The sequence below is a fragment of the Pseudarthrobacter sulfonivorans genome, assembly GCF_024391045.1.
Classification (GTDB): Bacteria; Actinomycetota; Actinomycetes; order Actinomycetales; family Micrococcaceae; genus Arthrobacter; species Arthrobacter sulfonivorans_B.
In genome coordinates this window covers 71,869-92,214 of the sequence record NZ_JANFCZ010000017.1, presented here as the reverse complement: position 1 = coordinate 92,214, position 20,346 = coordinate 71,869, and the positions used below count along the sequence as shown (strand labels likewise).

The following is a 20,346-nucleotide window of genomic DNA, read 5'->3' as shown; positions in this document are numbered from 1 at the left end:
TGAGATTCAACGTGGCGCCCATAGTGCTGCCGCCTGCTGTTTGTGCAGGCCAGGCCATTGTCATATCCCGGACGCTCGCCAAGAATGAACCAATGACGGTCTACGTGCGCTCACTGGAAACTGCTGTTCCGCCGACGGTACTGATCCAGGCTGAAGCCCGGGACGTTTTCGCAGCCCAGCCCGGGCTGACCCGCCTGGGCTCGCGCCTGGTGAACACCTGCTTCGATTCCGCGGCCATCGATACCCGGCACACGGCGGTCGAAGAAATGACCATGGCTTTCCGTTCGGACGATCCGCAATTTTTTGATCCCGCCACCGGCCTTCTGCTGAATCCGTCCACCAAAGCACGCAATGGGATCTTCGCCGAACAGGTCACCAAGCTCTTCATCGAGTCCGCGCAGGCTGCAGTCGACGCCTGCCCGGACCTTACTTTACTTGACATAACTCACGTCATCACGGTCTCATGTACCGGATTCTTCAACCCCGGCCCGGACTACAAGATTGTGCGCGCGCTGGAGCTGGACCCTGCCGTCCAGCGTTACCACCTCGGATTCATGGGTTGCTACGCGGCATTCCCGGCGCTGCGGGCCGCCAAGTCGTTCTGCGAGGCCGATCCGCAGGCCGTGGTGCTGGTGGTCTGCGCCGAGTTGTGCTCCCTGCATGTGCGGACCTCCAATGATCCGGACACCATCATGGGCTCCGCGCTGTTCGCCGACGGCGCCGCTGCCGCCATCGTCACCGCCAGGAACAGTCCGGAAGCGCCGGCCCTGCTCCAGCTGGACCACTTCGAAACCGTCCTGACCCCGGTGGGCGAGGAATCCATGGCGTGGAACATCGGCGATCACGGCTTCGAGATGGTCCTGGGGAACTATGTGCCGCACATTATCGACGACCACATCATCGGTGCCCTCGAACCACTCCTTTCCCGCGACCAGTCACTGCGCGGACTCCCCTACCGGGACATCCGCCACTGGGCCATTCATCCCGGCGGCCGGAGCATCCTGGACAAGGTCCAGTCCCGGCTTGAGCTCACGGACGAGCAGCTGGTCCCCGCGCGGGAAACCCTGCGGAGCTACGGCAACATGAGCAGCGCCACAGTCCTGTTCGTCCTCAAACACATTCTGGAGCAGCCGACAATGGACGGCGACGAACGCATCTGCTCCATGGCGTTCGGTCCCGGACTCACCGTGGAAACCGGGCTCTTCACAAAACTCCGCCGGTCCGCCCGGACTTCGCCCGACAGTGAACCCGGAGGCACCCGTTCCGAGGAACGCTCAGAGGACCATTACCCGGACCGGGCGGCGGCAGCGTCCCGGGCCTGATCACGGTGTTGCCGATGCAGCGAAGGGCGGCCACTGCGGTGGAACTGATGGACGTTCCGGAGTGTGATCCGTTGAAGCTGGAACGGACCTATCAGCAGTTCGGGCTGGTCAACCGGCTCTTCTCCGGCTGGCGGTGGTTGTACGTCCGGGAACTGCGGCCGCTGCTTTCCGCCTACACCGTCACCACCGTCCTGGACATCGGCAGCGGCGGGGGCGACCTTGCCAGGCTGCTCGCGCAGTGGTGCCACAGGGACAGGCTCATGGTCGATGTCACCGGCATCGACCCGGACAGCCGGGCCCATAGCTTCGCGGCCGGCCGGGCTCCCAACCCAACCGTGAGGTTCAGGCAGGCGGGCAGCGGCGAGCTGGTCCGCGAAGGGCGGCAGTTCGACGTCGTGATTTCCAACCATGTCCTCCACCACCTGCAACCGCCCGAACTGGAAAAGTTGCTCACAGACTCGCAGGCGCTCGCGCAGCGACTTTGCCTGCACAATGACCTGCGCCGAAGCATCGCAGCCTACGGCTTGTTCTCGCTCGCGGCACTGCCCTTCCGCGGGTCCTTCATCCGCTCCGACGGCCTGATCTCCATAAGGCGCAGCTACACACCGGCTGAACTTGCCGCCGCCGCTCCCCCGGGCTGGCGCGTCCGGCGCCACCCACCGTTCCACCAGGTCCTCGTCCATCGTCCGAACCAGCCTGATGACTGACGTTGTCATCGTGGGTGGCGGGCCGGTGGGACTGTACCTCGCTGCCCTGCTCCTCCAGGAAGGCGTGCACGTCCGGGTCCTGGAACAGCGGCTCCGGCGTCAGCTGCATTCCCGCGCCATCGGCATTCATCCGCCCGCCCTCACCGCCCTGGACCAAGTGGGCGTGGCCGGTGCCATGGTTGATGCCGGCGTGCCGATCCGCAGCGGTACTGCGCTGAGCCGGGGCAGGACCGTCGGCTCCATGTCTTTCGCCACCGTGTCAGACCGCTTTCCCTTTGTGCTGTCCCTTCCCCAGTTCACCACCGAGTCCCTGCTGGAACAGCGCGTTCGGGATCTCGACAGTTCTGCCCTGATCAGGGGTGCCCGGGTTACGGCAGTAACGCACGACGGCGGCCTGGTCACCGTTGCAGCTGCGGCACCCGATGAGTGTGGTTCCGGCCGGCAGATCAGCGCGCCGATCCTTGTTGCCGCTGATGGGGCCCGGTCATCGGTGCGCAGGCTGCTGCACATTGGGGTGCACACCACAACGTACCCGGACCACTACGTCATGGGTGATTTCGCGGCGGACGGTGACCATGAGCAGCAGGCTGTCCTCTATCTGGAACCTGACGGGATCGTCGAATCGTTCCCACTGCCCGGCGGGCTCCGCCGCTGGGTGGTCCGCACGGGCAGTCCCTGTCCCGACATGGACGCAGCCGGATTGTCCCGCCTGGTTCACCACCGCACCGGGGTCCGGCCTGATCCGTCGACGAACACCATGCTCAGCTCCTTTAGCCCGCGGTCGTCGATGGCGTGCAGGCTGGTGGCGGGACGGGCAGTGCTCGTCGGCGACGCTGCACACGAAATCAGCCCCATTGGCGGCCAGGGCATGAACCTCGGCTGGCTCGACGCGGCCGAGTTGGCACGGATTATCTGCGCAGCCTTAGCGGGCAGTCCGGCCGGTGGGGAACTCCGTGATTATGCTTCTCGGAGGGGGAAAGCGGCGCGCCGCGCACGATGGCAGGCGGGCCTCAACATGTCGTTGGGCCGACCCCTGGCGCTGCCGCTCCTGGGCTTTCGGAACCGGGCGTTTGGCGCCCTGGCAGGATTTCCGTCGGCAAACAGGCTGGTGGCCCGGCGGTTCACGATGCAGTGACTGCCAAGGCTGAGGGCTTTGGCTCAGGAGCCGGGGTAGTAGCAGTCGTAACTGTCCTGGCTGGCAATGAGGCCGTCGCGGACCTCAAATACCGATGCCGTGCGGGCACGGATGGTTTCGCCGGCGTCCCAGTACTTCAAATCCATCAGGACAGTTGCGGACCAGTCCGCCTCCAGCACAACGCGGCCGTTTTCACAGGTTGTGCGCCGGATATCGAACTTCTGGTCAGCCACCACTTCGCCGCTTTTGTCGGCGCCGGCGAGCACCTGCGCCCGGGTACGGGTGGATCCTTCAGGAGCGAGCAGGTGCGGCGCCTCGACCAGACGAAAATCAGCTGCAAGGAATGGCATGAGGGCGTCGCTGCCGCCGCCGGACTCGAGGGTCCGGACGAAATCCAGGACGCGTTGCAGTGCTTCGGGTTCCGACGGATTGAGCTTTGCCATGCATCGACACTAGCCGACGCGGCCGTTGGCGCGGGCCGGGCTCCGGTTAGGCTTTCCCCATGATTGCCGTATCCCCGCCCACCCCTTTCACACCTGCTCAGCTCCGGGAAAGGGTCCAGGAGATCCTGGCCGCGGGTCTTTTGCCGACGATCGTCCAGGCCGGGCATCCGGTGCTCCGCCAGCAGGCGGCCGCCTTCGAGGGTCAGATCAGCGACAGCGAACTCCAACAACTGATAGTCCTCATGCGCAATGTCATGCACGAGGCGCCGGGGGTAGGACTCGCCGCCCCCCAGATCGGGATTCCGCTCCAGCTGGCCGTCCTGGAGGACCAGTTCGACGTCGACCCCGAGGCCGCTGCCGTGCGGCACCGCATGCCGCTGGACTTCCTCGCCATCCTCAACCCGCGTTACGCACCTTTGGGCGACGAAACGGCGGCGTTCTTTGAAGGGTGTCTCTCCCTTAGCGGCCTGCAGGCGGTGGTGGTGCGCCACGAGCGGGTCCTGCTTACGTATGAAACCCCTGAAAGCCGCGGCGCCGAGCAGGAATTCAACGGCTGGCAGGCCCGGATCGTCCAACACGAAACCGACCATCTGCAGGGCACCCTCTACGTGGACCGAGCCGAGCTGAGGTCCTTGAGCAGCAATGCCGAGTACGCCGCGAACTGGGCGGAGCCGGGAATTGGCAAAGCCCGCGCCGCCCTGGGGTTCCTACCCGAATATCCCGGAGCGCCGACTTAAGATAGTACTTATGCCATCATCCCCTCCCCCTCCGCTGCGCTGCCCGCTGTGCGGCGGCCAGCTGGCGCTCCGTTCCCTGGCCGGTGAGGGCGCACGTCCGGCGCTGCGATGCGGGGCAGGGCACAGCTTCGACGCCGCCAGGCAGGGGTACTACAACCTGCTGGTGGGCAAGGGCACGGTGTTCGAAGCCGATTCCGCGGACATGGTCGCAGCCCGTTTCGATTTCCTCGAGGCCGGACATTACCGCCCGCTCGCTGACGCCGTCTCGGACGCAGTCCTTGCCAGGGTCCAGGCCGGGAAGCCGTTCACCGTCCTCGACTCGGGAACCGGGACGGGGCACTACCTGCGGGTAGTGCTCGACGACGTCAAACGGGTCACCGATGCATGCACCGCTGTCGCGCTCGACATCTCCAAATTTGCCCTCCGGCGGGCGGCCCGCCGCAACCCTGAGGCCATCAGCCTGGCCTGCGACGTGTGGCAGGAACTGCCCGTGGCGGACGACGCAGTGGACGTTGTCACGGTCATCTTTGCGCCGCGCAATGCAGCCGAATTTGCCCGCGTCCTGAACCACGACGGCCGGTTGGTGGTGGTCACGCCGCGTGCCGGCCATCTGGCCTCGCTCGCTTCCCTGACCGGGATGCTGTCCATCGAGGACCAAAAGGACGCCCGGCTGGCAGAGTCCCTGGCCCCGTACTTCCTCCCCGAAGCCACGCGGGACGTTGATATCCGGCTGGCCCTGACCCGGGATGAGATGGCGGACCTGGCGTTCATGGGCCCGGCCGGGCATCACCTGGACCGCGGCGCACTTGCGGCCAAACTGGATACGCTGGAGCCGCTTGACGAAGTGGAAGCCCTGTTCCGGATCACGGTCTTTCGGCCGGCCGGGCGCCCAGCGTAACGACTTGGCCACGTTCCCCGGCCCCCGTCCTGAGCACCTGCCGTGTGACGTAAGCGCGGACTACGATAAATGGACAGCTACCGGATGGTCAAGGGGGACGGAATGTTTGAATGGCTCGGTGAAAACTGGTGGGCCCTGTGGCTCACAGCTTTCCTCGCCTTCGCGGTGATCGAGATGATCACCCTTGACCTGTTCTTCATCATGCTCGGCGGCGGCACTCTGGCTGCCCTTATTGCGGACTTTGCCGGCGCTGACCTTTGGCTCCAGATAGTGGTTTTCTGTGTCGTGTCCCTGCTGATGATCGCGTTCGTCCGCCCGGTGGCGCTCAGCCACCTCAAGAAGGGACCCGCCGAACAGCGGACCAACGTGGACCGCCTGATCGGCGAGCAGGCACTCGTCATGGAAGCCGTGAGCTCCACCGGTGGCCTGGTAAAAATCGGCGGTGATGTGTGGAGCGCACGCTCCGCCGGGGCTGTACTGCCCGCCGGTCAAAAAGCCGTGGTCTCGGCCATCGACGGCGCCACGGCCGTGGTGTCCGCGCCGCAGGAGCCAACAAACCCGTAGTAGCTTCAGCCTCACCAACCGTGTTGGATACAACCCAATAATTGGGGATAGGGAGATGTATGGATAACGCAGGTGGAGCCGCCTTAGCCATTGTGCTGGTGGTCCTGATCGTGTTTGTGATCATAGTTCTGGTCCGTTCGGTGCGGATCATTCCACAGGCGAGGGCCGGCGTCGTGGAACGCCTGGGCAAGTACCAGCGCACCCTCAACCCGGGACTCACCATCCTGATTCCGTTTGTGGACCGGCTGCTGCCGCTGCTGGACCTGCGCGAACAGGTGGTCTCCTTCCCGCCGCAGCCGGTCATCACCGAGGACAACCTGGTGGTCTCCATCGACACGGTGGTCTACTTCCAGGTCACTGATCCGCGTGCTGCCACTTACGAGATCGCGAACTACATCCAGGCCGTGGAACAGCTCACCACCACCACCCTGCGCAACGTCGTCGGTGGCCTGAACCTGGAAGAGGCCCTGACCTCCCGGGACCAGATCAACGGTCAGCTGCGCGGGGTCCTGGATGAGGCCACCGGCCGCTGGGGCATCCGCGTTTCGCGGGTCGAGCTGAAGGCGATCGATCCGCCCCACTCGATCCAGGACTCCATGGAGAAGCAGATGCGGGCCGAGCGTGACCGCCGCGCTGCGATCCTGACCGCGGAAGGCACCAAGCAGTCAGCCATCCTCACGGCCGAGGGCCAGCGGCAGGCATCCATCCTGGCAGCCGAGGGCGACGCCAAGGCGGCCATTCTCCGTGCTGACGGTGAGGCGCAGGCCATCCAGAAAGTCTTCGACGCCATCCACAAGGGAAACCCCGATCAGAAGCTGCTCGCGTACCAGTACCTGCAGACCCTCCCCAAGCTTGCGGAAGGGTCCTCCAACAAGCTGTGGATCATTCCCAGCGAAGTCGGGGAAGCCCTGAAGGGCATTGGCAACGCGCTCGGCGGTACCAACCCTGATCCGCGGGCCGGCGGCGGCCTCTTCGACGAAGAACCCGCCCCACAGCCCTAAGCGTGGGTCCGAACTTTGCAGGCAGGGGCCGCACCGCCGTTGAGGGGGTGCGGCCCCTGCCATTTACCGCCGGCCCCGCCGCTGCGTTTGGCGGCGGTGCCGGCTACCGGTATAATTGAGTGTTTGTCCGGCCGGACCAGATCCGCTGGAACAAGAATGCTTCGCAATGCGTTGAATCTAAAGATGCAACACAGTAGTCCGGGGCGGTATATTGCACCGGCGTGCGTGGGGCCTGGCTCCGCGAAACCGACCAGAGGGAGAAAACATGAGCGATCGCAGCCTGCGGGGTATGCGCCTTGGCGCGCAGAGCATGGAGACCGAGTCCGGCGTCGAGCCGGCCCCGCGTCAGCGTGTGGAATACCGGTGCGAGGACGGCGAGCAGGTTTTTGTCACGTTCTCTTCAGAGGCTGAAATTCCTCCTGTTTGGGTTTCCAAGACCGGCAAGGAAGCGCTCCTGGTCGACGGCGAACGTCCGGACACCAGCAACGAAAAGGCTGTCCGTACCCACTGGGACATGCTTCTGGAACGGCGTTCCCTCCCGGAGCTTGAGCAGATTCTCGAAGACCGGCTGACCATCCTGCGCGAACGCCGCGGTGAACGGCGCAGCGCCTGACCCACCGGCGGTCACGGCCTCGTTGACCGAGGCGCACTGAACAATTGAAAAAGGCCCGGCCCGGCGACGTGATCCACGTCGCCGGGCCGGGCCTTTTCGGTTTCCGGACGATGTGCCAGGCGGGAACCGTATTCAGGCCGGAGGTGTGTCCAGCCAGGAACCGGCCGCATGCCGCCGGCGGACCAGCCTGGGGACTACGCCGTTTTGCCCCGGAGCTTGTTCCAGCGCGCCTGCAGGCCCCACCGGGTGACGTTGATCATGGCCTCAACCACAATGTTGCCGCTCATCTTGGAAGCTCCCAGTTCGCGTTCAACGAACGTGATGGGCCGCTCCTCGATCCTGAGGCCCATTTTGGCTACCCGCCAGGCCAGGTCCACCTGGAAGCCATACCCCACCGAATCGACCTGGTCGAGGTTGAGCCGTTCCAGGGTGGACCGCCGGAAGGCACGGTAGCCGCCCGTGACGTCCTTGATCTTCAGGCCCAGCATCAGCCGTGCGTAGGTGCTGCCAACGCGTGAAATCGCCTGCCGGTACAGCGGCCAGTTGACTACGCTGCCGCCCGGCACCCAGCGGGAACCCATGGCCAGGTCTGCCCCTTGTTCAACAGCTTCCAGCAGCTGGGGCAGCTGTTCGGGCTGGTGGGAGCCGTCGGCATCCATTTCCACCAGGACGTCGTAGCCTGCATCCAGGCCCCATTTGAAGCCGGCAATGTAGGCGGCGCCGAGGCCTTCCTTGCCTTTGCGGTGCAGGACGTGAACCTGTGCATCGCTGGCAGCGACGCCGTCCGCCAGTTGGCCCGTACCGTCGGGGCTGTTGTCGTCCACCACCAGCACGTCGGAGGCGGGTACTGCTGCCCGCAGGCGCTGAAGAGTTTTGGGCAGCGATTCCAGCTCGTTGTAAGTCGGAATAATGGTGAGGACGCGCACAAAGGGCCTTTCCTGGACGGGAGCGGTCGAAGCGACTGGTCGTCAGCTGTGTCACTGGCTGGCAGGCGCAACTACCCATTATAGGGCGCTGGCCTGCGCCCCGGATCAGGAACGCAGCGCCGGACTGGAAAAGAGCTCGCGGCCGTCCCTGACTGTTTGCAGGCATACGGGGTTCGTGCCGGTGTCCAGTGCCGGCAGCAGGGGCGTGCGTGCCCTCGGATCCGTACTCCAGGACTGCACGCGCCCGTCCGCCACCTGGACCATCAGTTCCTCGACATCCCAGACGGCGAAGCTGGCCGGAGCTCCGGGAACCAACTGGCCGGCCATCGGGTTCCGGTACCTGGCCGCACGCCAGCCGGCCCGGGTATGGCCCAGGAACGCTGCACGGGCCGAGATCCGTTCGTCGTGGTTGTGGTGTTCCAGACAGGCTCTCACACTCGACCAGGGCCGCAGTGGCGTCACCGGGCTGTCGCTGCCGAAACAGATGGGAACGCCGGCAGAATAGAACGAGGCAAAGGCGTTCATGGACCGGCTGCGGCCGCCCAGGCGTTGCTGGTACATCCCGCCGTCGTTACCCCAGGCCGCATCGAAATGGGGCTGGGCGCTGACCGTGACGGAGTACCGGGCAAGCTGGTGCACGGCGTCGGCGTCCGCCAACTCCACGTGCTCAAAGCGATGGCCGGCTGCACGGACCCGCTGCTCACCCACCTCGGCGGCGGCCAGCTCCAGCGCCGCCAGGGCGGCGTCGAGACCTGCGTCGCCGATGACGTGGAAACCGCCCTGGATGCCCAGGAGGGAGCAGGCCGCCAGGTGGGCGCCGGCCTGCTCGGCGGAAACGTACAGGCTGCCCCGCTCCCCCGGCGCATCTGCATAGCCGTCCCGCAGGGCTGCCGTCCGGGATCCCAGGGACCCGTCAATGTTCAGGTCACCGGCGAGGCCGCGTACGGGGACGCCGAGCCCGTCCAGCAGCTGCCTGGCCTGTTCCTCGGAGGCAGCCAGCTCGCCCCAGTAGGAAAGCACTTCCGGCACGGCCTCGACCGCGTCATCGTTCCATGCGGCGGCGAGCCGAAGATCGGCCAATCCGCTGATGTGGGGCGCTGCCATCTCCGAGACGGCCACGTAGCCGTTGGCAGCCGCTTCCGTGAGCGCGCGCTGCTGGTATCCGCGGACGCTGGACTCCGGAAGGCGCCGCGCCTCCTGACGTGCCGAAGTGTGCGCAGCCCGCAGGACCTGTGCGCCCGGGCCGTAGCCGTCAAGGCCGGCGAGTCCGGCTGCGGCAGCCAGTGAGGAGGACACCAGGGCCGAATGCGCGTCCACCCGTGACAGGAAGACCTGCCGGCCGCCGGCAGCCTGTTCCAGCTCACCGGCCGTGGGCAGGGCGGGATCTGCCCAGGCAGATTCATCCCAGCCGTGTCCCAGGACCGGGCCCTCACCGCGGAAGCCGGCTACGGCGTCGAGCAGCTCCCGGGCCGAGAGGACGCTGCCGAGCTGCAGGCCGTCCAGCGCAATGCCGGTCTCGGTGAGGTGTACATGCGAATCAACAAAGCCCGGCGCAACCAGGGCGCCGCGGAGGTCGATGATCTCCATGGAAGAGTCCGCAATCGAGGACGCCGCCTGCTCCGATCCCACCCAGGCTACGGTGTCGCCGTCAACAACCATGGCGGTAGCCAACGGATCCGCCGCCGAGTAGACCGAGCCGTTGCGGTACAGGACCACCTTCCGTTCGGACGGGGCGGGCACGGTGGAACGTTCAGTCATGGGTCAGGCTCCTGGTTGGGGGATGCAGCAAAGGCTGCCGGTTCGTAAAGACTGGATGATTCGATGGCGGGCCGGCCGGTGCCTCACAGGACCGAGGAGTAGGCCACAACACCGCGGCGGATCAGGGAGATGGCCTCCGAACACAGCCGGGCTATGCGCGGATCCAGTCCCGGAATCTTGGCCAGCTGGTCCAGGAGGTCAATGACCTGCTTGACCCAGCGCACAAAGTCACCGGCCGCCAAGTCTGTGCCGTTGAGTACCTCTTGGAGGTGCCGGCCCTTCGCCCACTTATACATGGGCCAGACCAGTCCCAACTCGGGTTCGCCGGTCAGCGGCAGCTTGTTTTGTTCTTCCACGTCTTCCAGTGCTGACCATTCGCGGACCACCAGGTCCACCGAGGATTCGAGCGCGATACTTGGCATCCGCGGACGGAGGCCCCTGTCCTCGCGTTTGGCCTGGTAGACCAGGACGCTCGCCAACGCTGCAACTTCGACGGCGTCGAGGTCGTCGAAGGCGCCCAATCGCAGTGACTGGGAGATCAGGAGGTCCTTCTCGCCATAGATCCGGCGGAGCCGCTGGCCGTCGGAGCTGATGGACTGGCGGCCATCTGCTCCGGCTTCAAGGTACCCGTAGGCCGAGAGGACATCGCACACCCGGTCGAATGTCTTGGCGATAGTGTTGGTGCGGCCTTGGATCTGACGGATCAAACCGTCAGTTTCCCGGCGCAGCTTCCACCAGCGCTCTGACCAGCGGGCATGGTCCTCACGCTCGCTGCAGCCGTGGCACGGGTGGGCCCGGAGTGCCCGGCGCAGCTCCGTGATCCGTTTCTCCTGGTTGGGCATGGCACTGCCCAACCCAAAGTCCGTGCTTCGGCCGGGCGCCGGTGGGCGGTTTTCGCGCAAGGCATTCCGTGCCGACGCGGCAAGGTCACGCCGGGACTTGGGAACCTTGGCGTTGAACGCCTTGGGAATCCGGATCCGCGTCAGTGGGGAAATCGGCCCCTCAAGGTCTTCGGTGCCGATCCGGCGGAGCTGGTTGTCCAGCGTCAGGACAGCCGGACGCGGCTCCCGGCCGCTGTGGTCCGAACTCAGCACAATGGCCAGGCCAGGTGCCCGGCCTCCCGGCACGTCTACTACGTCACCCGGCATCAGCCGGGCCAGTGAGTCTTCGTTCAGGGACTTCCGGGCGCGGGACTTCGTGCGTGAGGTGACATCTTCGGCGTCGGAGAGCTCGCGGCGCAGCCGGGCATATTCGGTAAAATCACCGAGGTGGCAGGTCATGGATTTGGCGTAGCCCGCGAGGGACTCTTCCCTGCTGCGCACCTGCTTGGCCAGGCCCACCACGGAGCGGTCCGCCTGGAATTGCGCGAACGAGGACTCGAGGATTTCGCGGGCCCGTGCCCTGCCGAACTGGGCCAGCAGATTGATGCTCATGTTGTAGGTGGGGCGGAAGCTGGAATTCAAGGGGTAAGTTCGCCGGGACGCCAGGCCAGCCACCGCCGCCGGGTCCGTACCAGGCTGCCAGAGGACAACGGCGTGACCTTCGACGTCGATGCCGCGACGGCCTGCCCGCCCGGTCAGTTGGGTGTATTCCCCCGCCGTAATGTCCACGTGGGCTTCCCCGTTGAACTTGTCCAGCTTTTCCAGAACCACGGAGCGGGCGGGCATGTTCACGCCCAAGGCGAGTGTCTCGGTGGCGAAAACAGCCTTGACCAGGCCTTCGACGAAGAGTTTCTCCACCACTTCCTTGAACGTGGGCAGCATGCCCGCATGGTGGGCCGCGAATCCCCGCAGCAGGCCCTCCCGCCAGGTCCAGAAGCCGAGGACGTCCAGGTCATCGGAAGGAATGTCCTGCGCGGCCTCATCGACGAGCTGGGCGATAATCCGCTGCTCCTTCTCCGTGGTCAGCCACAGGCCCGAGGAGACGCACTGGGCCACGGCGGCGTCGCAGCCGGCCCGGGAGAAAATGAACGTGATGGCGGGGAGCAGATCCTGGCGGTCCAGGCTGGCAATCACCTGGGGCCGGCTGGCCCTCCGGACGGCGCCGGGCTGGGACCCCTGGGAGGGACGGGAATCGGAACGCTGCCTGTTCTGCCGGCGCTGGCTCCGCCCGCCGTGGCCAAACCGGCCGCGGAAATTCTCCTGGCTCTCGCTCCGGGCCATTGCAAGCAGATCAGGGTTGACCTCAAATCCGAGGGCAGAGGCGCCCCCTCGGCTGGCCGGCCCCTGTGCCGGATCCACCTTTTCCCGGACCGTCAGTGGTGCCCCCGTCCCGGCTTCTGCAGCCGGCGCAATTTCGTCGAAGGTGGTTTCACCCGCGAACAGGTCCACGATTTCGCGGCCGACCATCACGTGTTGCCACAGGGGCACCGGCCGATGCTCCGAGACGATGATGTCCGTGTCGCCGCGCACCGTATCCAGCCAGGCGCCAAACTCCTCCGCGTTGGACACCGTGGCGCTCAGCGAAACCACCTGGACTTCGCTGGGCAGGTGGATGATCACTTCCTCCCAAACGGCCCCGCGGAAACGGTCTGCAAGGTAGTGGACCTCGTCCATGACCACAAACCCAAGATCGTCCAAGGTCGCGGAATCGGCGTAAAGCATGTTGCGGAGAACTTCCGTTGTCATCACCACAACCGGGGCGTCGCCATTGATGCTGGTGTCGCCGGTCAGGAGCCCGACATTTTCAGCGCCGTATTTTTCAGCAAGTTCGGTGAACTTCTGGTTGCTCAGGGCCTTGATGGGCGTGGTGTAGAAAGCCTTGAGGTGCCGCTCCAGCGCGAGGTAAATGGCAAATTCGCCCACGATGGTCTTGCCGGCTCCGGTCGGCGCAGCCACCAGCACTCCCCTGCCTTCCTGCAGGGAAAGGCAGGCGAGGCGCTGGAATTCGTCGAGTTCAAAATCGAGGGTGCGGATAAACCCGCCGAGGTAGCTTCGCGCCTCGGCCGTGCGTTCCGCGCTGGCCCGGTAACTTTCAGAGGGCGAGAGCGGCCCGGAGATGGAGGACATGTTTCAAGCCTAGTGCGCTGCGCGCTACAGGTTCTTCAGTTCACTGCCTGGGGTCGCAATATCGGCTGTTGCATCGGTCTCGGCAGCCACTTTCGCTTGCCTCTTGTCCCGGCGGTTGTCGTTGACGATGCACAGCCCGATCGCAGCGAAAAACAGGACCAGGAGGGGGGCAGCCAGCAGGATCATGGACAATGCGTCGGTCCCCGGGGCGGCCAGTGCCGCCAGGACAAAGACGAGGAAGACGATGATCCGCCAGGCTTTGAGGATGGTCCGGCCGCGCACCACACCGGCCATGTTGATGCCTACAAGGATGACCGGCACCAGGAACGAAATACCCAGGATCAGCAGCATCTGCGTGGCGAAGGTGAGGTAGTCAGTGGCGGAGATATTGTTGGCGCCGGTCTGGGGCGTGAACTGGAGCAGAGCCCGGACCACGGTAGGAAATACCAGCCAGGCAACATAGACGCCGGCCAGGAACAGCGGGACGGCCGCGGCCATGAAGCCGAGCGTGTAGCCCCGTTCCTTCCGGGTCAGGCCGGGGGTGATGAACGCCCAGACCTGATAGATCCAGACCGGGCTGGAAATCACCAGCCCGATCTGGATGGCTATCTGGATCTTGAACGCGAAGGGGTCCGCGATGGTCGCGAAGTTAAGCACGGCCGTCCGGCCGGTCTCGTGCGCGATGGAGATCAGCGGCGCCGAGAGGCTTGAGACGACGGGGTCGTAAAGGAACCAGCCGCCCACCGCAGCGAGCACCACCGCAATTGCTGATTTGATCAGCCGGTTCTTGAGCTCTTTGAGGTGGTCCCAAAGAGCCATCCGCCCCTCAGGGTTGGATTTACGGCCCCGCGTCAGTGCCACTGTGGGTTATGCGCGGTTCGACGGCGGAACGTCGGTGCCGTTGGTCGGTTCGCCGTGCTGGGTCGGTGCAGGATTCGTGTGCGGGTGATTGACGACCTTGCCTTCCACCGGTCCCGCTTCGGTGTCCGCGGCGTCGGTCTTGCCGTCGTTCTTCATTTCCTTGACTTCGGATTTGATGATCCGCATGGACTGGCCCAGGCTACGGGCCATGGCAGGGAGTTTGGGCGCAGCAAAAAGCAACAGCGCCACAACGATGATAATGACAATTGGCCACGGGCCATCAAAGAGTCTTCCCACGGGAATTCCTTTCCTCTTACAACATCCTACGTCTAATTGAGATCCAGATCGCGAAGCGACTGGGGCTGTCCCCTGTCGTGCTTGCGCTGTATCCGCCTCTGGCGGCGGTCCTCCCGGCGGGATGACTTGGATGCGTCGTAATCATGTCGCATCTGCGCGGGTGAGGCAAAAACGGCGGCTCCCGGCAGTGCCGCGGGACTCTGCAGTTCGCCGGCCAGGGGTGCGGCGCCGGCAGGGGCAAGGTGCCCGAGTTTCGTGGCTGCCGCGCCGAAGTCCTTCAACACAGCCATGGCCTGGCGGTACAGCCGGATGCCCAGCAGGACATAAAAGAGCAGGGACACCGCAACAAGCGCTATCCAGATCACGATCCAAGACCACCAAGGCATGCTGACGATTCTAGCTGCCGTACCGGCTGAGGGCCGCCTCGATCCAACTTCGTGCTGCCGCCGCTAGCGCCGACGGTTCGAGGATTCGCGCAGCGCCGCCGTGCTGGGCCACGAACATGGGCAGCCAGGTTGTGTTGCCGAACCGGATCTCGGCTACCAGGCCGCCGTCGGGCAGGGGCGCCACCCGTTCAGCGTAATAGTCGTCCGCAAGCCCCGCGCCCTGCCTGGTGAGCTGCACCAGGACGGTGGTGTCGTCGTCGTTCGGTGTGAATAACTTTGCCGGAAACCCGTCGTCCGGCCGGAGCGGTGTCGAGGCCGGTTGACCGTTGGGCCGAATCTCCTGGACCCTGTCCAGCCTGAAGTTCCGCAAGCCGTCAGCGGAGTGGCAGTAAGCCTCGAAGTACCAGGTGTTGTCCAGCGAATACAGCCGGAGCGGGTCAACATCCCGTTCCGAAACCTGGTCCCGTTGGGCGGAAAAGTACTCCAGCCGCAGCTGGGCCCGGTCCCGGATGGCACTCCGGATGACGTCCAGGACGGCCGAATCCGAGGGGCCGACCTCCGGACCGGCCAGCGAGGCTGCGCGCAGACCCTCTTCCCCGGCGGCCGCCATCAGCTTGAGGGTGACGGACTGCAGGGCGCCCCCCTCGGCGAGTTCAGGCAGGCCGTTGAGAGTCTCAAGACCGGTCAGGAGAGCACAGGCTTCATCGACCGTGAACCTGACCGGCCTGGTGAGGTCCAGGTCCTGGGTGATGTAGACATGGCCCTCCTCCCAGTGGATGTCCAGGAGGTCGTCCGGGTATCCCTCGGGCAGCCCCGAACAGATGAGGATCCTGAGGTCGCTTTCCAGCTCGCCGGGTGTGATCCCGAACCGCGCGGCCACGTCCTCTATGTGCAGGCCCTGGTTATGGACGAGGAACGGCACCAGCTGCAGCATGCGTTTGAGCTGGTCCTCCGAGGTGCGTTTGCGGACAGAGGCACCCCGCGCGTCGGCAAACCGGTACTCAGGGGCCGGAGCCGCACAGAACGCCGCAGCGTTGTGCAGGCGGTTCCGGACGGCCCCCACCAGTTCTTCGGGCTCACGGGCGACGACGTCGGGACCGTAGGAGGCAAGCTCCTGCGCGAGCACCTCAACGTCTCTGAAGTCCACGTGCAGACGCTCGTCGCCGCCGTCGGGCGTTCCCCCGCTTCTGGCGGGCGCAGGCGTTGCGCGCCTCCGCAGGCCCAGGAGGCGGCCCGCCCGGACGTCCACGACGGCGGTGCGGAGCGGGAGTTCGGGGAGCCGGCCCAGTTCCTCCCGGACATTGAAATTTGCCGGCGGTGCGTAGGTTTCCTTGTTCAGCACGGAGACCGGGCCGGTGAAGCGGGAAAGCCTGAAATGGCGGGGTGCCTGGCGGGCCCGGTCGAAGCCGGTCAGGTACCACTGGCCGAACCGGCTCCCCAGGCCCCATGGTTCCACCGTTCGTTGCTCTTCCTTGCCCGTGGTCCCGGCCAGATAAGGAAAACTGACCGGATGCCGGGCGTGCATGGCCGCCACCACGTCATCGAACGCCTGGCCGGCCGGCCTGATCCGCGGCTGCACGCCCACGGGAAGTTCAACGTCGGCGAGCGTACCGGAGGCCTGGAGCTTGCGGAGCGCGCTGGCGGCAGCGGTACCCAGGGCGGCGCGCTCCCACAGCTGGGAGGCCAGGAGCAGGACCGTCCATTCCCCCGGGCTGAGCTCGACGTCCGGCAGGCGGTTGGATTCCTTGCCGATGCGGTACCGGGTGGTGGCGGGGTCGTCTTCGCTCCACCCGAGGTCAGTGACGGTTTCCACCTCGAAGCCAAACTGGCGCAGGTCGTTTTTGTCCCGCTCGAACATCCGGCCGAATGCGACGTCGTTGCCGGTGGCGTCGTGATAGACCTTGGTTCGCAGCTCCGCACGGCGCAGGCCGTATTTTGTGTTCAGAAGGGCAATCAGCAGGTTCAGCAGGCGTTCAGTACGGGATACGGACACTCTGGCTACGTTACTAAATTCACCGCGGGAAAGCAGAAAGCGCGGCAACAACCGGAGCACCGCTCCTGATTGTTACCGCGCCCTTCCGGCCTTCGGTGGTCAGGTCAGCGCACGCCGACGAGGTCCACAACAAAGATGAGTGCTTCGTTGGGGCCGATTGCGCCACCGGCACCGCGGGAGCCGTAGGCCAGTTCGGAAGGAATCTCCAGGCGACGGCGGCCGCCCACCTTCATGCCCAGCAGACCCTGGTCCCAGCCCTGGATGACCTGGCCGACGCCAACGCGGAAGTCCAGCGGCGCGCCGCGTCCCCAGGAGGCGTCGAATTCCTCGCCGGTGGACCAGGCCACTCCGACGTAGTGGGTGGAGACGGTATCGCCCTTCTTGGCCTCGGGACCGTCACCTTCGATCAGGTCGGTGATGACGAGTTCGCTGGGGACGTCGCCTTCCGGGAAGTCGATTTCGGGTTTCTGGCGATCGAAATCGCGCTGACCAAATGACATGGGTTACTCCTTTGTTTGGGTGCGGGATGGGTTGGAAGTTACTTGACGCCGAGGATATCAACAACAAAGACAAGGTCGCCCTTGGCTTCGCCCTGGCCGGCATCACCGTATGCGAGGTCCTTCGGGACGACCAGGAGGACCCGGGAGCCCACCGTCTTGCCGGTGAGGCCCTGCGTCCAGCCCTTGATCACCTGGTTCAAGGGGAAGCTGGCGGGCTGGCCGCGGTCGAAGCTCGAATCAAACTTGGTGCCGCCCACCAGGTTGACGCCGACGTAGTTGACGGTGAGGGTGTCGGATGCCTTGACCTCGGCGCCCTTGCCCTTGATCAGGTCCTGGGCAACGAGGGCTGTCGGGGCAGCAGCGCCATCCACCGATATCTCGGGGACGCCCTTGTCATTTTCCTTAGCTGTCGGGAGGCCGGCTGGCGGCGTAACAGGATCGCCCTCGGGCTTATCGAGCGGCGCGGTGACATCCTTCGCGGAGATCAGCTTGATCAGCAGCAGCTGGGTGGGCTGGGCGGCGGCAGGAGTCGGGGTGGCGTTCTCCGGTGAGGCGCTGGCCGGTGCGGCTGCCTGGCCGGGAACCGCCAGGGCCAGGGTTGAACCGATTTTGGCGCCAACGAAGGCGTTGTAGATGAGGGCGTTTCCGGTCTTCATGTCATCGGTGAGCTCAAGGGCCTCGGGGTCGCTCGGGAAGGTGTCTTCCAGCGTGGAACCGTCGGCGCCGCTCACGGCGAGGATGGAGATGTTGGCGATCTGGTTGGCTTTGATCTTGTCGCCGTCGCCTTCGGTGACCACCTTCACGGTAGGCTCCGTAACCTCCAGCGGCTTGGTGAACTCCACGCCGGGAGCCTTCTTGTCCCCGTTGTCCGTCAGTTTCAGGGAATCGAACTTGGCAGTGTCACCGGCCGACTGGCTGGTGGGTTCCGGTGCCGCGGGCGAACCGCCGCAAGCGGTTAGCAGCAGCAGGCCGGGGAGAAGGATTGCTAGGAGTCGGCGCACGTAAGAGAACTTTCGTCGGGGCAGGGTGGACGCGGTACCGGAACAGGCGCCCGGCACCGCTTCAGGGCCAAAGAATGGCCCTGTCAAGGATAGCCCCTGAACCTGAACGTCAGCCCATAGAGCCCAGGAGGGCGTCCACGCGGTCATCGACGCTGCGGAACGGATCCTTGCAAAGGATGGTCTGGTGGGCGCGGTCGTTGAGTTTCAGATGAACCCAGTCCACGGTGTAATCCCTGCCCAGTTCCTGCGCCCGCCGGACGAAGTCGCCCCTGAGCTTCGCCCGGGTTGTTTGCGGCGGTGCGTCCACGGCGTCCTTGATGACGGTGTCGTCCACGATGCGCCGCACCGCCCCCCTGGATTGCAGCAGGTAGTACAGCCCCCGCGTGCGGGAAATGTCATGGTAGGTCAGGTCCAGCTGGGCGATCCGGGGTGCGTCCAGGCCCAGGCCGTGACGTTCGCGGTAGTTGTCCATGAGCTTTTTCTTGATGGCCCAGTCAATTTCCGTGTCGATGGTGCTGGTGTTCCCGCTTTCGATGGCCTTCAGCGTCCTTTCCCAGAGGTCAAGGATCAGCGGAACATGCGGATTGTGGGCCCCGTGCTCCTGCACAAAGGCCGTGACTTTTGTCAGGTATTCCTGTTGGATCTCCAGCGCGGTGAGCTGGCGCCCGTTGGCCAACCTGACGAGCGCCCGGCCGCTGAGGTCGTGGGAGATCTCCCGGATGCTGCGGATGGGGTTTTCCATCCGCATGTCCCGCATGATCACTCCGGCCTCGATCATGCGAAGGATCAGGTCCACGGTGCCCACCTTGATGAGGGCCGTGGTCTCGGACATGTTCGAGTCACCCACAATGACGTGCAGCCGCCGAAAGAATTCGGCGTCGGCGTGCGGTTCATCCCGGGTGTTGATAATGGGACGGGACCGGGTGGTGGCGGACGAGACTCCCTCCCAGATGTGGTCAGCCCGCTGCGAAAAGGCGAAGGTTGCCCCGTGGGGGGTCTTCAGGATCTTGCCCGCGCCCGCGATCAGCTGGCGGGTGACCAGGAAGGGGATGAGTATCTCGGCCAGCCGGGAAAACTCTCCCCGCCGCGGGATGAGGTAGTTCTCGTGGCTGCCGTAGGAGTTCCCGGCGGAGTCGGTGTTGTTCTTGAACAGGTACACGGTGCCGTTGAAGCCTTCGGCAGCCAGCCTCGCCTGCGCCTCATCCACGAGGTCATCGAGGATCAGCTCGCCGGCGCGGTCGTGCGCAATCAACTGTGCCAGGTCATCACACTCCGCGGTGGCGTATTCGGGGTGCGAGCCGACGTCGAGGTAGAGCCGGGAACCGTTGGTCAGGAACACGTTGGACGAACGTCCCCAGCTGACCACTTTGCGGAACAGGTAGCGTGCCACCTCCTCCGGCGCCAGGGGCCGTGAATCGGGGCTCGAATACGAGATCCCGAATTCGGTTTCAATGCCGAAGATCCTCTTGTCCATCTCAGTCCTCCTCCGCCACCAGCGCCGTGATGTCGGCGTCGTTCAATCGCCGGAAGGCCCGGCGGAAACCGCGGGTCGTCTCGGATTGCCTGTCCAGGACCGCTACCTCCACGGCTTTGGCCGGAAGGGTTGCGCCGGCCTCGCCCTGCTCCGTGCCGCTGGCCAGTCCGCGGATGGCCAGCCGGACCGCGTCGGCAAACCGCAGCGAGGACCGCCAGCCCTCGGCGATGACGGCTGAGACCCGCTCGGCCTGGCCGCCCATCACGATGAAGCCTTGCTCGTCTGCGATCGACCCGTCGAACGTCAGCCGGTACAGGTGGTCCTGGTCCGGAGTGGCACCCACCTCAGCCACGGCAAGCTCCACCTCGAAGGGTTTCTGTTCAGCGGTGAACACGGCGCCCAGGCTTTGCGCGTAGACGCTGGCGAGCCCACGGGCCGTGACGTCCTCCCGGTCGTAGGAGTAGCCGCGGACATCGGCGTACCTGACCCCGGCCTGGCGCAGGCTTTCAAACTCGTTGTATTTGCCAACCGCTGCGAAGGCGATCTTGTCGTAAATTTCCCCGACCTTGTGCAGCGACGGGGACGGGTTCTCCGCCACCAGGGCAATGCCGTCCTGGCAACTGATGACCACCACGGACCTGCCGCGGGCAATTCCTTTTCGCGCGAAGTCAGCGCGGTCCTTCATCAGTTGTTCGGGCGAGACATAAAACTGCTGCGTCATC

At 65.2% G+C, this 20,346-nt stretch carries 20 protein-coding genes; 8 read left to right on the top strand and 12 right to left on the bottom strand.

Annotated elements, in window-relative coordinates:
- Window positions 1-92 precede the first annotated feature (92 nt).
- The 3 genes from NQJ30_RS12515 to NQJ30_RS12505 are packed head-to-tail and all read left to right on the top strand — an operon-like array spanning window position 93 to window position 3,164.
- Entirely contained in the window at window positions 93-1,322 is a 1,230-nt protein-coding gene (locus NQJ30_RS12515) for a type III polyketide synthase (RefSeq protein WP_255770256.1), read from the top strand.
- A gap of 14 nt (window positions 1,323-1,336) precedes the next feature.
- Complete coding sequence (locus NQJ30_RS12510; RefSeq protein WP_255770247.1) at window positions 1,337-2,029, top strand: class I SAM-dependent methyltransferase; 693 nt, start codon at window positions 1,337-1,339, stop codon at window positions 2,027-2,029.
- On the top strand, window positions 2,022-3,164 hold the full coding sequence (locus NQJ30_RS12505; protein WP_255770246.1) for an FAD-dependent oxidoreductase: 1,143 nt from the start codon (window positions 2,022-2,024) through the stop codon (window positions 3,162-3,164). The genes NQJ30_RS12510 and NQJ30_RS12505 overlap by 8 nt, the downstream gene beginning before the upstream one ends.
- 23 nt (window positions 3,165-3,187) lie before the next feature.
- Here the strand turns inward: NQJ30_RS12505 and NQJ30_RS12500 are convergent, their stop codons facing one another.
- Window positions 3,188-3,607, bottom strand: a complete 420-nt coding sequence (locus NQJ30_RS12500) for a nuclear transport factor 2 family protein (RefSeq protein WP_255770245.1) — start codon at window positions 3,605-3,607, stop codon at window positions 3,188-3,190.
- Window positions 3,608-3,666: 59 nt separating this feature from the next.
- Between NQJ30_RS12500 and NQJ30_RS12495 the strand changes: the two genes are divergently transcribed.
- The 5 genes from NQJ30_RS12495 to NQJ30_RS12475 all read left to right on the top strand — a co-directional run bounded on the left by NQJ30_RS12495 (window position 3,667) and on the right by NQJ30_RS12475 (window position 7,420).
- Entirely contained in the window at window positions 3,667-4,344 is a 678-nt protein-coding gene (locus NQJ30_RS12495) for a peptide deformylase (protein WP_255770244.1), read from the top strand.
- Between the two features lie 10 nt (window positions 4,345-4,354).
- The gene (locus NQJ30_RS12490) at window positions 4,355-5,242 is read left to right on the top strand and encodes a methyltransferase domain-containing protein (protein ID WP_255770243.1); all 888 of its coding nucleotides are present in this window, start codon (window positions 4,355-4,357) and stop codon (window positions 5,240-5,242) included.
- 102 nt (window positions 5,243-5,344) lie between these two features.
- Entirely contained in the window at window positions 5,345-5,806 is a 462-nt protein-coding gene (locus tag NQJ30_RS12485; RefSeq protein WP_255770255.1) for an NfeD family protein, read from the top strand.
- Window positions 5,807-5,865: 59 nt separating this feature from the next.
- A complete protein-coding gene (locus NQJ30_RS12480) occupies window positions 5,866-6,807 on the top strand; it encodes an SPFH domain-containing protein (RefSeq protein ID WP_255770242.1) in 942 nt (313 codons plus the stop codon).
- A 265-nt stretch (window positions 6,808-7,072) separates the two neighbouring features.
- A complete protein-coding gene (locus tag NQJ30_RS12475) occupies window positions 7,073-7,420 on the top strand; it encodes an RNA polymerase-binding protein RbpA (protein ID WP_003802221.1) in 348 nt (115 codons plus the stop codon).
- 194 nt (window positions 7,421-7,614) lie between these two features.
- Here NQJ30_RS12475 and NQJ30_RS12470 read toward each other — a convergent pair whose 3' ends face one another.
- From NQJ30_RS12470 to prcA, 11 genes are all read right to left on the bottom strand, one after another.
- Window positions 7,615-8,346, bottom strand: a complete 732-nt coding sequence (locus NQJ30_RS12470) for a polyprenol monophosphomannose synthase (RefSeq protein WP_255770241.1) — start codon at window positions 8,344-8,346, stop codon at window positions 7,615-7,617.
- Between the two features lie 105 nt (window positions 8,347-8,451).
- Complete coding sequence (locus NQJ30_RS12465; protein WP_255770240.1) at window positions 8,452-10,104, bottom strand: amidohydrolase; 1,653 nt, start codon at window positions 10,102-10,104, stop codon at window positions 8,452-8,454.
- Between the two features lie 83 nt (window positions 10,105-10,187).
- The gene (locus NQJ30_RS12460) at window positions 10,188-13,112 is read right to left on the bottom strand and encodes a DEAD/DEAH box helicase (RefSeq protein ID WP_255770239.1); all 2,925 of its coding nucleotides are present in this window, start codon (window positions 13,110-13,112) and stop codon (window positions 10,188-10,190) included.
- A gap of 24 nt (window positions 13,113-13,136) precedes the next feature.
- Window positions 13,137-13,931: a twin-arginine translocase subunit TatC gene (gene tatC, locus NQJ30_RS12455; RefSeq protein WP_255770238.1), complete on the bottom strand. Its 795-nt coding sequence runs from the start codon at window positions 13,929-13,931 to the stop codon at window positions 13,137-13,139.
- 48 nt (window positions 13,932-13,979) lie between these two features.
- The gene (tatA, locus tag NQJ30_RS12450; RefSeq protein ID WP_255770237.1) at window positions 13,980-14,270 is read right to left on the bottom strand and encodes a Sec-independent protein translocase subunit TatA; all 291 of its coding nucleotides are present in this window, start codon (window positions 14,268-14,270) and stop codon (window positions 13,980-13,982) included.
- Between the two features lie 32 nt (window positions 14,271-14,302).
- Entirely contained in the window at window positions 14,303-14,656 is a 354-nt protein-coding gene (locus NQJ30_RS12445; RefSeq protein ID WP_255770236.1) for a hypothetical protein, read from the bottom strand.
- Window positions 14,657-14,666: 10 nt separating this feature from the next.
- Window positions 14,667-16,649, bottom strand: coding sequence for a helix-turn-helix transcriptional regulator (locus NQJ30_RS12440; protein ID WP_255770235.1), 1,983 nt, complete (start codon window positions 16,647-16,649; stop codon window positions 14,667-14,669).
- A 104-nt stretch (window positions 16,650-16,753) separates the two neighbouring features.
- A complete protein-coding gene (locus tag NQJ30_RS12435) occupies window positions 16,754-17,149 on the bottom strand; it encodes an FKBP-type peptidyl-prolyl cis-trans isomerase (RefSeq protein WP_255770234.1) in 396 nt (131 codons plus the stop codon).
- Between the two features lie 38 nt (window positions 17,150-17,187).
- Window positions 17,188-18,150 (bottom strand): FKBP-type peptidyl-prolyl cis-trans isomerase, encoded by a 963-nt coding sequence (locus tag NQJ30_RS12430; RefSeq protein WP_255770233.1) that lies wholly within the window; start codon window positions 18,148-18,150, stop codon window positions 17,188-17,190.
- A gap of 109 nt (window positions 18,151-18,259) precedes the next feature.
- Window positions 18,260-19,624 carry a Pup--protein ligase gene (gene pafA, locus NQJ30_RS12425; protein ID WP_255770232.1) on the bottom strand — a complete coding sequence of 455 codons (1,365 nt, stop codon included), beginning with the start codon at window positions 19,622-19,624 and terminating at the stop codon, window positions 18,260-18,262.
- A 1-nt stretch (window position 19,625) separates the two neighbouring features.
- Window positions 19,626-20,345: a proteasome subunit alpha gene (gene prcA, locus NQJ30_RS12420; protein WP_255770231.1), complete on the bottom strand. Its 720-nt coding sequence runs from the start codon at window positions 20,343-20,345 to the stop codon at window positions 19,626-19,628.
- Window position 20,346: the final 1 nt, after the last annotated feature.

Coding starts and splice junctions, on each gene's coding strand:
- NQJ30_RS12515 (WP_255770256.1), top strand. CDS start 93: ATGACGGTCTACGTGCGCTCACTGGAAACTGCTGTTCCGCCGACGGTA.
- NQJ30_RS12510 (WP_255770247.1), top strand. CDS start 1,337: ATGCAGCGAAGGGCGGCCACTGCGGTGGAACTGATGGACGTTCCGGAG.
- NQJ30_RS12505 (WP_255770246.1), top strand. CDS start 2,022: ATGACTGACGTTGTCATCGTGGGTGGCGGGCCGGTGGGACTGTACCTC.
- NQJ30_RS12500 (WP_255770245.1), bottom strand. CDS start 3,607: ATGGCAAAGCTCAATCCGTCGGAACCCGAAGCACTGCAACGCGTCCTG.
- NQJ30_RS12495 (WP_255770244.1), top strand. CDS start 3,667: ATGATTGCCGTATCCCCGCCCACCCCTTTCACACCTGCTCAGCTCCGG.
- NQJ30_RS12490 (WP_255770243.1), top strand. CDS start 4,355: ATGCCATCATCCCCTCCCCCTCCGCTGCGCTGCCCGCTGTGCGGCGGC.
- NQJ30_RS12485 (WP_255770255.1), top strand. CDS start 5,345: ATGTTTGAATGGCTCGGTGAAAACTGGTGGGCCCTGTGGCTCACAGCT.
- NQJ30_RS12480 (WP_255770242.1), top strand. CDS start 5,866: ATGGATAACGCAGGTGGAGCCGCCTTAGCCATTGTGCTGGTGGTCCTG.
- NQJ30_RS12475 (WP_003802221.1), top strand. CDS start 7,073: ATGAGCGATCGCAGCCTGCGGGGTATGCGCCTTGGCGCGCAGAGCATG.
- NQJ30_RS12465 (WP_255770240.1), bottom strand. CDS start 10,104: ATGACTGAACGTTCCACCGTGCCCGCCCCGTCCGAACGGAAGGTGGTC.
- NQJ30_RS12460 (WP_255770239.1), bottom strand. CDS start 13,112: ATGTCCTCCATCTCCGGGCCGCTCTCGCCCTCTGAAAGTTACCGGGCC.
- tatC (WP_255770238.1), bottom strand. CDS start 13,931: ATGGCTCTTTGGGACCACCTCAAAGAGCTCAAGAACCGGCTGATCAAA.
- NQJ30_RS12445 (WP_255770236.1), bottom strand. CDS start 14,656: ATGCCTTGGTGGTCTTGGATCGTGATCTGGATAGCGCTTGTTGCGGTG.
- NQJ30_RS12435 (WP_255770234.1), bottom strand. CDS start 17,149: ATGTCATTTGGTCAGCGCGATTTCGATCGCCAGAAACCCGAAATCGAC.
- pafA (WP_255770232.1), bottom strand. CDS start 19,624: ATGGACAAGAGGATCTTCGGCATTGAAACCGAATTCGGGATCTCGTAT.
- prcA (WP_255770231.1), bottom strand. CDS start 20,345: ATGACGCAGCAGTTTTATGTCTCGCCCGAACAACTGATGAAGGACCGC.